Origin of the sequence: Micromonospora sp. NPDC050695 (assembly GCF_040654415.1) — a bacterium.
In the GTDB taxonomy this organism is placed as follows: Bacteria; Actinomycetota; Actinomycetes; order Mycobacteriales; family Micromonosporaceae; genus Micromonospora.
Genome location: NZ_JBFAHZ010000017.1, coordinates 40,416 through 55,019 on the forward strand (window position 1 = coordinate 40,416; position 14,604 = coordinate 55,019).

10 protein-coding genes and 1 pseudogene are annotated in these 14,604 nt (G+C 72.7%); 7 read left to right on the forward strand and 4 right to left on the reverse strand.

Annotated elements, in window-relative coordinates; genetic code table 11:
* Positions 1 to 100: 100 nt before the first annotated feature.
* A complete protein-coding gene (rfbB, locus tag AB0H52_RS15685; RefSeq protein WP_151490436.1) occupies positions 101 to 1,141 on the forward strand; it encodes a dTDP-glucose 4,6-dehydratase in 1,041 nt (346 codons plus the stop codon).
* A gap of 31 nt (positions 1,142 to 1,172) precedes the next feature.
* Here rfbB and hrpA read toward each other — a convergent pair whose 3' ends face one another.
* A complete protein-coding gene (gene hrpA, locus AB0H52_RS15690; protein ID WP_357948057.1) occupies positions 1,173 to 5,243 on the reverse strand; it encodes an ATP-dependent RNA helicase HrpA in 4,071 nt (1,356 codons plus the stop codon).
* Positions 5,244 to 5,361: 118 nt separating this feature from the next.
* Between hrpA and AB0H52_RS15695 the strand changes: the two genes are divergently transcribed.
* Entirely contained in the window at positions 5,362 to 5,730 is a 369-nt protein-coding gene (locus AB0H52_RS15695; RefSeq protein ID WP_357948060.1) for a cytidine deaminase, read from the forward strand.
* 5 nt (positions 5,731 to 5,735) lie between these two features.
* Here AB0H52_RS15695 and AB0H52_RS15700 read toward each other — a convergent pair whose 3' ends face one another.
* Positions 5,736 to 6,095 carry a YciI family protein gene (locus AB0H52_RS15700; RefSeq protein WP_151490439.1) on the reverse strand — a complete coding sequence of 120 codons (360 nt, stop codon included), beginning with the start codon at positions 6,093 to 6,095 and terminating at the stop codon, positions 5,736 to 5,738.
* Between the two features lie 121 nt (positions 6,096 to 6,216).
* Here AB0H52_RS15700 and AB0H52_RS15705 point away from each other — a divergent pair, with 121 nt between their 5' ends.
* From AB0H52_RS15705 to AB0H52_RS15725, 5 genes and pseudogenes are all read left to right on the forward strand, one after another.
* Positions 6,217 to 8,160, forward strand: coding sequence for a multicopper oxidase domain-containing protein (locus AB0H52_RS15705; protein WP_357948063.1), 1,944 nt, complete (start codon positions 6,217 to 6,219; stop codon positions 8,158 to 8,160).
* Between the two features lie 59 nt (positions 8,161 to 8,219).
* Positions 8,220 to 9,266: an iron ABC transporter permease gene (locus AB0H52_RS15710; protein ID WP_357948066.1), complete on the forward strand. Its 1,047-nt coding sequence runs from the start codon at positions 8,220 to 8,222 to the stop codon at positions 9,264 to 9,266.
* Positions 9,263 to 10,360 (forward strand): iron ABC transporter permease, encoded by a 1,098-nt coding sequence (locus tag AB0H52_RS15715; protein WP_357948069.1) that lies wholly within the window; start codon positions 9,263 to 9,265, stop codon positions 10,358 to 10,360. The genes AB0H52_RS15710 and AB0H52_RS15715 overlap by 4 nt, the downstream gene beginning before the upstream one ends.
* A gap of 58 nt (positions 10,361 to 10,418) precedes the next feature.
* Positions 10,419 to 11,183 (forward strand): annotated as a pseudogene (locus AB0H52_RS15720) (ABC transporter ATP-binding protein); the annotation flags it as partial.
* A 377-nt stretch (positions 11,184 to 11,560) separates the two neighbouring features.
* Positions 11,561 to 12,508, forward strand: a complete 948-nt coding sequence (locus AB0H52_RS15725) for an iron-siderophore ABC transporter substrate-binding protein (protein WP_151490442.1) — start codon at positions 11,561 to 11,563, stop codon at positions 12,506 to 12,508.
* A 150-nt stretch (positions 12,509 to 12,658) separates the two neighbouring features.
* On the opposite strand, the gene AB0H52_RS15730 is transcribed toward AB0H52_RS15725, so the two are convergent.
* A complete protein-coding gene (locus AB0H52_RS15730; RefSeq protein WP_151490443.1) occupies positions 12,659 to 13,561 on the reverse strand; it encodes a hypothetical protein in 903 nt (300 codons plus the stop codon).
* Between the two features lie 281 nt (positions 13,562 to 13,842).
* Positions 13,843 to 14,487, reverse strand: coding sequence for a hypothetical protein (locus AB0H52_RS15735; RefSeq protein WP_151492624.1), 645 nt, complete (start codon positions 14,485 to 14,487; stop codon positions 13,843 to 13,845).
* Positions 14,488 to 14,604 lie beyond the last annotated feature (117 nt).

The window sequence follows — 14,604 nt, forward strand, 5'->3', positions numbered from 1 at the left end:
ATGGTGGTCACCTAAGGTGGGTTCTTGCACGGGGCAAAAGCCCCATTCGTCTCAGCACAGCTCACCGGTGGGCGTCTTCTCGCCGGCAGGGAGGCCACACATGAGGATCCTGGTTACCGGCGGCGCTGGCTTCATCGGCTCGCATTTCGCGCGCAGCCTGCTCGGCGGGCGCTACGTCGGGTTCGAGCACTGCGACGTCACGGTGATCGACAAGCTGACCTACGCCAGTGATCGGGCCAACCTGCCGGCCACGCATCCCCGTCTGACGTTCGTCCGGGGGGACATCTGCGACCGGCAGCTGCTCGCCGACCTGGTGCCGGGGCACGACGCGGTCGTGCACTTCGCCGCCGAGTCGCACGTGGACCGGTCCATCGACGACCCGGCACCGTTCTTCGAGACCAACGTGATGGGCTCGCACCACCTGATGGCCGCCTGCGCGCGGGCCGGTGTCGGCCGGGTCGTGCACGTCTCCACCGACGAGGTGTACGGCTCGATCAGCGAGGGCTCCTGGAACGAGACCTGCGTGCTGGAACCCAACTCCCCGTACGCGGCCTCCAAGGCGGCCAGCGACCACGTGGTCCGCTCCTACTGGCGCACGTACGACGTGGACGTCTCCATCACCCGCTGCGCCAACAACTACGGGCCGTACCAGCACGTGGAGAAGGTCATCCCGCGTTTCGTCACCAGCCTGCTCACCGGGCAGGACATCACCCTGCACGGCGACGGCGCCGCCGTGCGCGAGTGGCTGCACGTGGACGACCACTGCCGTGCCATCGCGCTGGTGCTGGCCAAGGGCCGCGCCGGCGAGGTCTACAACATCGGCGGCGACATCGAGCTGACCAACACCGCCCTCACCGAGCGGATCCTGCGGCTGGCCGGCGCCGGTTGGGACCGGGTCCGGCACGTGCCGGACCGCAAGGTGCAGGATCAGCGTTACTCGCTGGACTTTCGCAAGATCACCGATGAGCTGGGCTTCGAGCCGCAGATCAAGTTCGAGGACGGGCTGGCCGAGGTCTTCCACTGGTACCGGGAGAACCGCGCCTGGTGGGCGCCGACCACGGCGGAGCCCCGCGGCGCGACGTTGGTCAACTCAGTCCGCAACGTGCCGGCCGCCCGAACGCTGTCCGTCCAGGCACGCTGACCGCTGCGGCCGCTGACCCGGCAGGGCCGGATCAGCGGCCCTCGGCGTCGTCCATCGCGCGGTAGATCCGCTGCTCGGAGACGGGGTACGGGGTGCCCAGCGCCTGGGCGAACACGTTCACCCGCAACTCCTCGATCATCCAGCGGATCTGCCGGACGGCGGTCTCCTGACGGCGGGCCGGCGGCAGCGCGGCGAGCAGGTCCGCGTACTCCTTCTGCACCACCGCGACCCGGTCCTGCTGCTGGCGGTCCCGCTGCGGGTTGCCGCCCAGCCGGTCCAGCCGGCGCTCGATGGCGGTGAGGTAGCGCAGCAGGTCGGGCAGCCGCGCGTACCCGGTCTCGGTGATGAAACCGGCGTGCACCAGCCCGGCGAGCTGGTTGCGGATGTCGGCCAGCGCCGCCACCACGGCGAGGTTGCGGGTGGTGCCGAGCCGTTGCTCGACGGCGTACGCGGCGGCGAGGACCCGGCGCACCCGGTCCATCACCTCGACCACGGTGTCGACCAGGTCGGCGCGGACCTTCTCGCGCAGCGCCGCGAACCCCTCGGCGTCCCACGCCGGCCCGCCGGCGGCGTCGATCAGCCGGTCGATGGCCGCGCCCGCCGCGTCCTCGATCAGCTCCTGTACGCCGCCGTGCGGGTTGCGACTCAACGCCAGCTTCGCCTCGTTGCTGAGCCGGCCCTGCAGGAACCGCGCCGGGGACGGCACGGTGAGCCGCAGCAGCCGGCGGGTGCCCGCCCAGTGCGCGGCCTCCGCCTCGGCAGGGGAGTCGAACACCTTCACCCCGACCGAGGCGCCCTCGTCGACCAGGGCCGGGTACGCGGTCACCGCGTAGCCGGCGCGGACCTGCTCGATCGTGCGCGGCAGCGTGCCGATGCTCCACTCGCGCAGCCCGGTACGGGCGACCTCCGGCGCGGCGGCCGCCACCACCTGGCGTACCTCCTGGCGGAGCTGACGTTGCAGGGCCGGCAGGTCCTTGCCCTCGGCGACCGGCTTCTCGTCGTCGCCGAGGACCCGGAAGGTGACCCGCAGGTGCGCGGGCAGCTTGGCCGGCTCCCAGGCGTCGCGGGGCACGGTGACCCCGGTCATCCGGCGCAGCTGCCGGGTGAGCGCGTCCAGCAGCGGCTCCTCGCCGGGGGTGATCGCCGCCAGGGCGGCCCGGGCGAAGTCCGGCACCGGCACGAAGTTGCGGCGGATCGGCTTGGGCAGCGACCGGATCAGCGCGATCACCGTATCCTCGCGCAGCCCCGGCACCTGCCAGTCGAAGCTCTCCGCCGGCACCTGGTTGAGCAGCGGCAGCGGGATGTCCACGGTGACGCCGTCGGTCGGCGTCCCCGGCTCGAACCGGTAGGTCAGCGGCAGGCTCACCCCGTCGGCCTGCCACTCGTCGGGGTAGTCGTCCTCGTCCACCCCGGCCCGACCGTCGTTGACCAGCAGGTCGCGGGTGAAGGTGAGCAGGTCGGGCTGCTCCCGGCGGGTCTTCTTCCACCACGTGTCGAAGTGCCGGCCGGAGACCACGTCGGCGGGGATCCGCTGGTCGTAGAAGCCGAAGATGGTCTCGTCGTCGACGAGGATGTCCCGGCGTCGGGCCCGGCTCTCCAGCTCCTCGATCTCGGCGAGCAGCCGCTTGTTGTCGGCCCAGAACTGGTGGTGGGTCTGCCAGTCGCCCTCGACGAGCGCGTGCCGGATGAACAGCTCCCGGCTCAGCGTCGGATCGATCCGCCCAAAGTTGACCTTGCGGGAGGTGACCAGCGGGACGCCGTACAGGGTGACCTTCTCGTAGGCCATCACCGCGGCCTGCTTCTTCTCCCAGTGCGGCTCGCTGTAGCTGCGCTTCACCAGGTGCTGCGCCAGCGGCTCGACCCACTCCGGCTCGACCCGCCCGGCGATGCGACCCCACAGCCGGGAGGTCTCCACCAGCTCGGCGGCCATCACCCAGCGCGGCGGCTTCTTGAACAGCGCCGAGCCGGGGAACAGCGCGAACTTCGCACCGCGAGCGCCCAGGTACTCGTGCTTCTGGGCGTCCTTCAGGCCGATGTGCGAGAGCAGGCCGGGCAGCAGCGACTGGTGCACCTTCGGGGTGTCGATCTCCTCCGGCAGGTCCGCGCCGCCGTGCCGGCCCGCACCCCGGCCGGCGTCCGCGTCGCCGGCGGTGTCGCGCGCCGGCCGCCCGCCGCGCCGGTCACTCTCGGCGGGGGTACGCAGGACCTGCCGCAGCTGACTGACGATGTCCTGCCATTCGCGGATCCGCAGGTAGTTCAGGTACTCCGCCTTGCACATCCGGCGGAACGCGCTGGAGGACAGCGCCCGCTGCTGCTCGCGCAGGTAGCGCCACAGGTTGAGGAAGGCGACGAAGTCCGACTCCTTGTCGGCGAACCGGGCGTGCGCCTGGTCGGCCTGGGCCTGCTTCTCCGCCGGCCTTTCCCGGGGATCCTGGATGGAGAGCGCCGCGGCGATCACCAGCACCTCGGTGGCGCACCCGTTGCGCTCGCCCTCGACCACCATCCGGGCCAGTCGAGGGTCGACCGGCAGCTGGGCCAGTCGCCGGCCCAGCGTGGTGAGCCGCTTCGCCGGGTCGGCCTCGGTCGGGTCCAGGGCGCCCAGCTCGTGCAGCAGGTTGACGCCGTCGGTGATGTTGCGCCGGTCCGGCGGGTCGATGAACGGGAACGCCGCGAGGTCGCCGAGCCCGATCGCGGTCATCTGGAGGATGACCGACGCCAGGTTGGTCCGCAGGATCTCCGGGTCGGTGAACTCGGGGCGGGACAGGAAGTCCTGCTCGTCGTAGAGGCGGATACAGATGCCGTCCGAGGTACGGCCGCAGCGGCCCTTGCGCTGGTTGGCCGACGCCTGGGAGATCGGCTCGATCGGCAGTCGCTGCACCTTCAGCCGGCTGGAGTAGCGGGAGATGCGGGCGGTGCCCGGGTCCACCACGTACTTGATGCCGGGCACGGTCAGCGACGTCTCCGCGACGTTGGTGGCGAGTACCACCCGGCGCGAGGTGTGTGCCGCGAAGACCCGGTGCTGCTCGGCGCTGGACAGCCGGGCGTACAGCGGCAGGATCTCGGTGCCGAGCAGCGAGCGCTTCTTCTGCACCAGCTTGCCCAGCGCGTCCGCGGTGTCCCGGATCTCCCGTTCGCCGCTGAGGAAGACCAGGATGTCGCCGGGGCCTTCGGCGGCCAGCTCCTCGACGGCGTCGCCGATCGCCTGGATCTGGTCGCGGACGGTCTCCTCGTCGGCGTCGGCGTCCTCCTCGCCCTCGGCCAGCTCGACCAGTGGCCGGTAGCGCACCTCCACCGGGTAGGTGCGGCCGGACACCTCGACCACCGGCGCGGGCACGCCCTGCGGCTCGTCGGCGGTGGGTGGACCGGCGAAGTGCCGGGCGAACCGGTCGGTCTCGATGGTCGCCGACGTGATGATCACCTTGAGGTCGGGTCGCCGGGGCAGCAGCTCCCGCAGGTACCCGAGGATGAAGTCGATGTTGAGGCTGCGCTCGTGCGCCTCGTCGATGATCAACGTGTCGTACTGGCGCAGCATCCGGTCGGTCTGCAACTCGGCCAGCAGGATGCCGTCGGTCATCAGCTTCACCAGGCTGCGGTCGCTGACCTGGTCGGTGAAGCGCACCTTGTAGCCGACCACGTCCCCCAGCTCGGTGCCCAGCTCGTCGGCGATCCGGTCGGCCACCGTCCGCGCCGCGAGCCGCCGGGGCTGGGTGTGCCCGATCAGGCCGTGCACCCCACGCCCCAGCTCCAGGCAGATCTTGGGAAGCTGGGTGGTCTTGCCGGAGCCGGTCTCGCCGGCCACGATCACCACCTGGTGGTCACGGATGGCCGCGGCGATGTCGTCCTTGCGCTCACTGACCGGCAACCCCGCCGGGTACGTGATCACCGGCACCGCCGCCCGGCGGGCGGCCAACCGCTGCTCGGCACGGGTCAGTTCGGCGGTGATCTCGGTGAGCGCCGCCTCCCGGCGCTGCGGGTCACGCAGCTTGCGGGCACCGTCCAGGCGCCGCTGGAGCCGGCGCTGGTCGCGGAACATCAGAGGGGAGAGACGGCGGTGCAGCTCGCGTACCGGATCGGTCGCGGCGGAGGCGGCTGGATTCTGCATGTCGTGCCCAAGGATAGGCAGCCCGCCGTTGATCCGCCCCCGGGTTACCGCGCGTGGGTGCTTCGGCGCGCGGACGGCGGTCTACAGTTGCGGCCGACGTCGAGCGCTGGGGGCCGGGATGGAGCTGCGGGACACCGATCGGGCGCTGGTGCAGGCCGCCACGGCGGTCGCCAAACTACGGTGCCGCAGTCGCCACCACACCGGCGCGTCGGCCGCCCGTACCGCCGACGGGCGGGTGTTCTCCGGGGTCGACGTCCGGCACGACAGCGGGGACACCTGCGCGGAGTTGGTCGTGATCGGCACCGCCGCCACGCAGGGCGTGACCGAGCTGGAGACCATCGTCTCGGTCACCGACCGGGGCCGGGCGGTCGTCGGCCCGTGCGACAGGTGTCGGCCAGTGCTGACGGCTTACTTCCCCGCGCTGCGGGTCATCGTGGGCGAGCCGGACGACCTGCGGGTACTGCCGCTCGCGGACCTGCCCGGCTGACCGGGTCAGTCGCCCGCCGCCGCCTCGACCATCGACACGGGGATCGGCACGCTCTCGAACCGCACGTTGCTCTCAGGCACCAGCCAACTCGCCACCCGCGCGATGAGCAGGCCGGCGCGAACGGCCGGGTCGTCGGCGTAGAGCCCGCGTACCTCGTCGGGGGCGATGGAGAAGACGACGATGCCCTGCATCCGGTCGTCGTCGGCGGCCAGGAGCGGTCCGGCCGCGAGAACCAGTCCCTGCTCCACAAGACCCGCCTGGTGGGCCAGGTGGGCGTCGCGTAGCCGGTCGATCGCCTCCGCTGGCAGGTCCGGCGGATCCGACGCTCGGATCAGGAGGACGACCGTGTGCTGGTCGAATCGCATGCCCAACACCCTATGGCGCTCGGTTTCCCTCTTACGGGTGTTATCCACCTTTCACCCCACTTGTTCCCGTCCGCGAAACTCATTCTCTAATCGAGGTCGGATGGCGAGTGGGAGGTGCGGCATGGTCAGCAGACGACAGGTGCTCGTGGCCGGTGCCGCGGGGGGAGCAGCCGTTCTGGTCCCGGCAGGCTCGACGGCCGCGGGCCGCGCGCTCGCCGCGCCCACGATGCTGCGCGCCGCCGACATCCCCAAGTACGTCGCGCCGCTGCGCATCCCCCCGGCCATGCCGCGGGTGGCGAACGATCCGGAGCGGGACACGTACGCCGTCGGGGTGCGGCAGTTCCGCCAGCAGATCCTGCCGCCGTCCTGGCCGCGTACGACGGTGTGGGGTTACGGCTCCAGCGCCCACCCCGGCAGCTTCGGCTACCCGGCACCCAGCATCGTCGCGCGGGTGAACCGCCCGGTAAGGGTGACCTGGGTCAACGAACTCGTCGACGACCGGGGCGACTACCTGCCGCACCTGCTGCCCATCGACCCGACCCTGCACTGGGCCAACCCGGTCGGTGGCAGAGAGAACCGGGACGGGCACGGCCGCTCGGACGGCAGCCGGCGTGGCTACCGGGGACCGGTGCCACAGGTGGTCCACCTGCATGGCGGACACAGCACGCAGGAGAGCGACGGGCACGCCGAGGCGTGGTACCTGCCGGTGGCCCGCGACCTGCCGGCCGACTTCGCCGTGACCGGCAGCGCGTACGGCGAGTTCCGGTCCCGCTTCGCCGAGGGGTCCGGCCCGCGCTGGGCGCCGGGTTCGGCCACCTTCGAGTACGCCAACGACCAGCGGCCCTGCACCCTCTGGTACCACGACCACACGCTGGGTCTCACCCGGGAGAACGTCTACGCCGGGCCGGCCGGCTTCTATCTGCTCGGCGGCGACGACCTGCCCGACGGGGTGCTGCCCGGCCCGCCGCCGGGTCACGACGATCCGCCGGACACCGACTACCACGACATCCCGCTGCTGATCCAGGACCGCAGTTTCGGCGCCGACGGCGAGTTGGTCTACCCCGGGGGTCACCACGACGGGTCGGCGTGGGTGTCAGCGTTCTCCGGCACCACCATGGTGGTCAACGGCCGTACCTGGCCCAGCCTGACGGTCCAGCGTCGGCGCTACCGGTTCCGGTTGCTCAACGGCTGCAACAGCCGCTTCCTGATGCTCAGCGTCGCCGCCCACGCCACCGCGCGGCCGTCCCGTCCGGTGCTGCCGATCTGGCAGATCGGCAGCGACAGCGGTTTCCTGCCCGAGCCGGTGTCGCATGACCGCGTCACCCTCGGCCCCGCCCAGCGGGCCGACGTGATCGTCGACTTCACCGGCGTACCCGCCGGCACCGAGCTGTTCCTGGTCAACGAGGGGCCCGAGTGGGCGTACCGTGGCGGCCGGCCCGGGGTGGACTTTCCGCCGTCCGACCCCCGGAGCACCGGGCAGGTGTTGCGGTTCGTGGTCGACGAGGCCGTCGGCGCGGACCCGAGCGTGCCGCCGGAGCACCTGCAACTGCCGGCTCACCCCCGGCTCAGTGATGCGGAGCGGGTCCGGCGGCTGTCGCTCAACGAGCGGATGTCCGGCGGGTCGATGGTGATGCTGCTCGGCACCCTCGACGAGCGCGGCCGGGGTCTGCCGATGCGCTGGAGCGACCCGGCGACCGAACAGCCCGTCGTCGGCGTGACCGAGGTGTGGGAGGTGCGCAACTTCACCCGTAACGTCCACCCCGTGCACCTGCACCAGGCCCAGTTCGAGCTGTTGGGCCGTGGGCGGTCGGGCCGGTCGGAGCCGCGACCGGGGGAGCGGGGATGGATGGACACCGTGCTCGCGTACCCGTGGGAGGTGACCCGGATCAAGGCCCGCTTCGACCTGCCGGGCCGATTCTCCTGGCACTGCCACCTCCTGGAGCACGAGGACAACGAGATGATGCGGCCCCTGATCGTGCTGCCGCGCGGTGCTGCGGCGGCCGGGGACGGCAGCTCGGCGGGCGTGCCGCCGGCCCCCGCGACGGCATCGACCGACGCCAGTTAGGTCACTTTCCGCAGGTCGGCTAGGTTAGGCGAACCTAAGCTCGAACGTGCAGGAGACCCGTGACCACCCTCGCCACCCGGCCGACCCCGGCCCGCAGCCGGCCCGGCACCCGCACCGGCCGCCGGGTGGCCGTCACCGCCGCCGCCGCGCTGGTGCTGCTGCTCGCCGTGCTGGCGAGCTTCGCGCTCGGCAGCCGGCAACTCGGCATCGACGCGGTGTGGCACGCCCTCGTCGCGCCGGACGGCGGCGACGCGAGCACGATCGTCCGCGAGCTGCGGATGCCGCGTACCGCGCTCGGCCTCGCCGTCGGGCTCGCGCTCGCGGTGGCCGGTGTGCTGTTCCAGGCCCTCACCCGCAACCCCCTCGCCGAGCCCCGCATTCTCGGCATCAGCGCCGGCGCGTCGTTCGGCGTGGTGCTCGCCATCTCCGTGTTCGGCATCGGCACGCTCGCCGGCTACGTCTGGTTCGGCATCGCCGGGGCACTGATCGCCGGGCTGCTGGTCTTCGCCATCGCCACCCGGGCCCGCGAGGGCGCCAGCCCGGTCACCCTCGCGCTGGTCGGCGCGGCCCTCGACGCCAGCCTCGCCTCGGGGGTGTACGCGCTGCTCAGCATCGACGCCCGCACCTTCGAGGAGTACCGGTTCTGGGTGGTCGGCGGGCTCGCCGGGCGGGACCTGTCGGTCACCGCGCAGGTGCTCCCGTTCGTGCTCGTCGGGCTGCTGCTGGCCGCACTGGTGGCACGAGGGCTGGACGCGCTGGCCCTCGGCGACGACGTGGCCCGCGGTCTCGGCCACCGCATCGGCCTGGTCCGCCTCGGCGGTGGCCTCGCCGCGGTGCTGCTGACCGGCGCCGCGGTGGCGGCAGCCGGACCGGTCGCCTTCGTCGGGCTGGCGGTGCCGCACCTGGCGCGTGCCCTCGTCGGCGCGGACCACCGCTGGACGCTCGCCGTCTCCGCCCTGCTCGGCCCGGCGCTGCTGCTCGGCGCCGACGTCGTGGGCCGGCTCGTCGCCCCGCCCGGCGAGATACCGGCCGGGATCGTCACCGCCCTGATCGGCGCGCCGCTGCTCGCCGTGCTGGTCCGCCGCGCCCGGGTGGTGACCGCGTGACCACCACCCGGCGCCCATCGGGCTCGGCTGGCGTGCCCCGCTCGGCTGGCCGCGCCGGCTCGTCGGCCGTCGGCCTGCCCGGTGCGGGCCGTGCGGGCCGTGCCGGGGTACCTGGGCGGTCGCTGCTGCGCGTCGGCCCGGTCAGCCTGCTGATCCGCCGCCGCGCGGTGCTGGTCGCCGCCGCCCTGACCGTGCTGCTCCTCCTGGCCGTCGTGCTCAGCCTCTCCCTGGGCACCCCGTACGTCGCCCCGGCCGACGTGGTCCGCGCCCTCTCCGGTGCCGGCACCCCGTACGACCTCGTGGTCTTTGATCTTCGGCTGCCCCGGATCGTGCTGGCGGCGGTGGCCGGTGCGGCCTTCGGCGTCGCCGGCACCCTGATCCAGAGCGTCGCCCGCAACCCGCTCGCCAGCCCGGACGTCATCGGCATCACTCAGGGCGCCGGCCTCGCCGCGACCGTGGCGTTGACCAGCGGAATGACCGCCGTCCTGGTGGCACCCACCGCGCTGGTCGGCGGGCTGCTCGCGGCGGTGCTGCTGTTCGCCCTCGGTGCCCGACACGGGCTGGCCGCGCAGCGGTTCGTGCTCGCCGGGGTGGCGGTCGCGTTCGGCTTCCGGGCGCTCACCGAGGTGGTCATGCTCACCGCCGACCCGATCGACGGGCTGCGCGCGCAGATCTGGCTGATCGGTACCCTCGCCGGCAAGGGCTGGACCGAAGCCGCCTGGATCGCCGGCACCCTGCTGGTGCTGCTACCCGTGCTGGCCTGGGCCGGCTGGGCGCTCAACAGCACCGCGCTCGACGACGACACCGCCCGTGGTGTCGGGCTGCGCCCGGTGGCCCGCCGCATCGGCCTCGCCGGCGCCAGCGTCCTCGTCGCCGCGATGGTCACCGCCCAGGTCGGCGCCGTCGACTTCGTGGCGCTGGTCGCACCCCAGGTGGCCCGGCGGCTGGTCCGGGCCGAACGGCCACCACTGGTCTGCGCGGCGCTGCTCGGCGCGCTGCTGTTGGTGCTGGCCGACCTCGCCGGCCGCCGACTGTTCGCGCCCACCCAACTGCCGGCCGGCGTGCTGACCGCCGCGATCGGCGGACGTACCTGATCTTCCTGCTGCTGCGCGGACGGCGGCGGTCCTCGTGACGCCTGGAAGGAGTCGTGTGATGCTCTCCACCCGCGACCTGGTCGCCGGCTACGACGAGCGGACCGTGCTCGACGGCCTCGACCTGGACCTGCCGACCGACGCGTTCACCGTGATCGTCGGCCCGAACGCGTGCGGCAAGTCCACCCTGCTGCGCACCATGGCCCGGCTGCTCACCCCCCGCCGGGGCACCGTGCTGCTGGACGGCACCGCGATCCGCGACCTGCCGACCCGGGAGGTGGCCCGCCGGCTCGGCGTCCTGCCGCAGAGCCCCCTGGTCCCCGAGGGCGTCACCGTGGCCGACCTGGTCGGCCGTGGCCGGCAGCCCTACCAGCGGTGGTGGCAGCAGTGGTCGACGGAGGACGGCGCGGCGGTGGACGAGGCGATGACCCTCGCCGACGTCGCCGACCTGGCCGACCGGCCGGTGGACAGCCTCTCCGGCGGTCAGCGGCAGCGGGTGTGGATCGCCATGACGCTCGCCCAGGACACCGACGCCCTGCTGCTGGACGAGCCGACCACCTTCCTCGACCTCGCCCACCAGGTGGAGGTGCTGGACCTGCTGCACCGGCTGCGCGTCGAACGCGGCCGCACCGTCGTCGCCGTGCTGCACGACCTGAACCAGGCCGCCCGCTACGCCGACCACCTGGTCGCGATGCGCGCGGGCGCCGTGGTCGCCGCCGGACCGCCCCGGGAGATCCTCACCGCCGACCTGGTCCGCGACGTCTTCGGGCTCGCCTGCGTCGTCGTCCCCTGCCCGGTGACCGGCGCGCCCCTGGTGGTGCCCGCCCACACCGGAGGCCATTCCATCGGCACCGCCGGCGCGCCCGGAGCCGCTGCGCCCGGAGCCGCTGCGCCCGGAGCCGCTGCGCCCGGAGCCGCCGCGTCCGGGGCTGCCGCGTCTGCTGCCGCGTCGGGGGCTGCCGCGTCTGCCGGCGCGTCGGGGGCTGCCGCGTCTGCCGGCGCGTCCGGGGCTGCCGCGTCTGTGGCCGCTGCGGCGTCCGCCGGCGGTTCTGGCGCCGCTGCCGCGCCTGCTGGCGTGTCCGGCACCGCGTCCGCTGGCGCGGGTGGCACCGATCTGTCGGATGCGTCCGTACCGGCCGCCCGACCCACCACCGGCGACGCGGCCACCCCGCTCACCGGCTCGTACCCCTCGAAAGGACTCTGATGCGTCGTCTCGTCGCCGCCCTCGCCGCGGCCGTCGCCCTCGGCGTCGGCCTCACCGCCTGCGGTGAGAGCGACCCGGTCGCCGGCTCCGCCGCCGGGGACACCCGGGAGATCACCCACGCCATGGGCACCACCAAGGTCCCGGCGCAGCCCAAGCGCGTCGTCGTGCTCGACACCGACAAGATCGACACGGCGCTCTCGCTGGGCATCACACCCGTCGGCGCCGCCACCGCCGGTGAGGCCAAGAGCTGGCCCACCTACTTCGGCGTGGACAAGCTCGCCGGCATCAAGGAGGTCGGGGTGCTCACCGAGCCCGACCTGGAGGCGATCAACGCGCTGAAGCCGGACCTCATCCTCGGCAGCAAGTTCCGCCAGGAGAAGTTCTACGACGAACTGGCCGCCATCGCCCCGACCGTGTTCACCGACAAGGTGGGCGTCACCTGGAAGGAGAACTTCCTCCTCGACGGCAAGGCGCTCGGCCACGAGCAGCAGGCCAAGGACCTGCTCGCCGCGTACGAGAAGCGGGCCAAGGACTTCGGCGCCACCCTCGGCGACGCCGCCGCCCGCAAGGTGTCCATCGTGCGCTTCATTCCCGGCAACATCCGGGTGTACGGCCCGGACTCCTTCTCCGGCATCGTCGTCGGCGACACCGGCCTCGGCCGCCCCGAGCGGCAGCGGCTGGCCAACAAGGAGGACAAGCGCTTCGACCTGGTCAGCCCCGAGCGGATCAACGAGGTCGACGGTGACGTCATCTTCGTCACCGCGTACGGCGACAAGGCCGCCGCCGAGCAGAGCAAGGTCGCCGGTGGGACGCTCTGGAAGGGCCTCGGCGCGGTCAAGGCGGGCAAGGCGTACCCGGTCTCCGACGAGATCTGGATGACCGGCATCGGCGTCGGCGCCGCCAACAAGATCCTCGACGACCTGGCAAAGTACCTCCCCGCCGCCTAACCGCCCCGCGCCAGGCGCGCGGCGAACCCCGCGCCCGACTCCATGATCGCGCTCGATCCAGGATGTAGTGGTCTCTTCGTCGGAGGGAGGCCACTACTTCCATGTTCGAGCGCGATCATGGGGAGCAACGCGGATCACCAGGAACGCGGATCACCAGGAGGAGCGGGAGCGCGCCCGCAGGGCGGCCCGGACCTCTGCGAGGAAGCCGTCGAAGTCGTCCCGGAGGCGCTTGCCGGTCACGTGCAGCACGATCCAGTCGCCGCCGAGCAACCGGTTGAGCCGTCGGCGGTCCCGATGGAACTGCTCGGGGTCGTCGTGCCAGAGCCCGTCGTACTCCACCGCGACCTTGAACTGCGGCCAGGCCAGGTCCAGCCGAGCCACGAACCGACCCCGCTCGGCCACGATCCACTGCGTCTCCGGCCGGGGTAGGCCGGCGAGCACCAATCGCACGCGGGTGCGGGACTCCTGAGGGGACTCGGCACCGGCGTCGGCCAGGTCGACTGCGCGCAGCAGCGACCGCCAGCCGCGTCGACCGGCGCGGTTCAGTGCGTACTCGCGCAGGGCTGACACGGTCGTCAGGCGGCGGGCGAGGATGGCGTCGATGACCACCACCGCCTCGATCACGTCGAGCCAACCGGCCAAGTCCCAGCAGGTACGGGTCGGGCTGGTCACCCTGACGCCGGCCCGCGCCAGGATGTCGTCGGCGTCGATCTCCCCATGGTGGACGCGGAGCCCGGTGGCCGGCCCGATACGGGCATCCCGCGGAATCAGGACGTCGACCGGATCGCTCGCGGTCGGGGTCCCGCACCCGTACAGGCCCGCGGCGGCGCGCCCGGCGATGGCCGCCTCGGGTGGAATCAGCCATCGCCCGACGGCGGTGCACCGGACGACGTGGGTGATGCTGACCTTGGCGTCGGCGTAGACGTCACGGAAGAGGGGCCGCCAGGCTGAGCTGCGCAGGTCGTTGCGGGTCAGCAGGCCCCGCGAGACGGCGACCGAGCCACGGAATACCCGACCGCGCAACTGCGGCGGCCGACGAGGAGCTTTCGACATGGAGCCCAGGCTGACCGATTCGCCCACGTCACGCCGCCCCTGTGGATAACCGCCGCCACCACGCGGGCGACGCTGCGGGCCGTTATCCCCATGATCACGCCCGAACATGGATGTAGTGGCCTCCCGGGCTGCCGAGGCCACTACATCCTGGATCGAGCGTGATCTTGCCGAGCGCGCCCCGACGGACGCGGCCTGCCGGACGCGGCCTGCCGGAGCGCCGGGCCGCGGCGAGGTGGGGCGGGACGGGGGTGGGGGCGGAACCCCCTGCTGGAGTGTGCGGGCTAGGCGGCGGTGGACCAGATGGCGCGGAAGGCGGCGGCTTCGCCGGCGAGCCAGCGTTCGATCTGCTCGGGTTTGGCGTCGGAGGGCATGTGGTGCGCCTGGCCACGGCGGACGTCGACCAGGACCGGCTCGGCCCGCGGGAGCACCGCGTCCATGTGGCGGGCCATCAGGTGCAGGGTGGCGAGCACCGACTCCTCGCTCGGTGGGGTCTCGTCGAAGTGCAGCCGGACCGCCTCGGCGCGGCCGTCGGCGTGGCGTACCCCGAAGTGGGGGTTGATCTTGACGGGCAGGTCGCCCAGCATGGCCAGGGCGTCGCGGGTCTGGGCCAGGTCGAGGGCGGCCGGGTCGCCGAGGGAGTGCAGCCAGGCCGTGGCGCCGGGGACGAGGGCCTGGTAGAGCGGACGCCAGCGTGGCTTGACCACGTCGACGACGCCGGTCAGGTGGGTGCCGCCGGTGTGGAAGGCGATGTCGGCCTTGAGCGCCTTGACGAACTGGCCGTGCGGGTTGAAGCCGGAACGGCTGGCGCGTTGCTTGCGCAGCCCACCCACGAACGTCGCCTTGGTGGGGCCGGTGCGGTCGACGTAGCGGGTGAAGCCGAGCAGCGTGGCGTAGGGGGTGAGAGGGGTGGAGGCGGGAGCGGTCACGGGCGTCCTCCCTAGTCGTAATCCTGCAGGTCAGGAACTCGATTAGTACATACATTCTAATCGACACCTCTGACATCGCCCAGCGAAAACGGGGGTGCGGAAGACGCGACAAAGGGG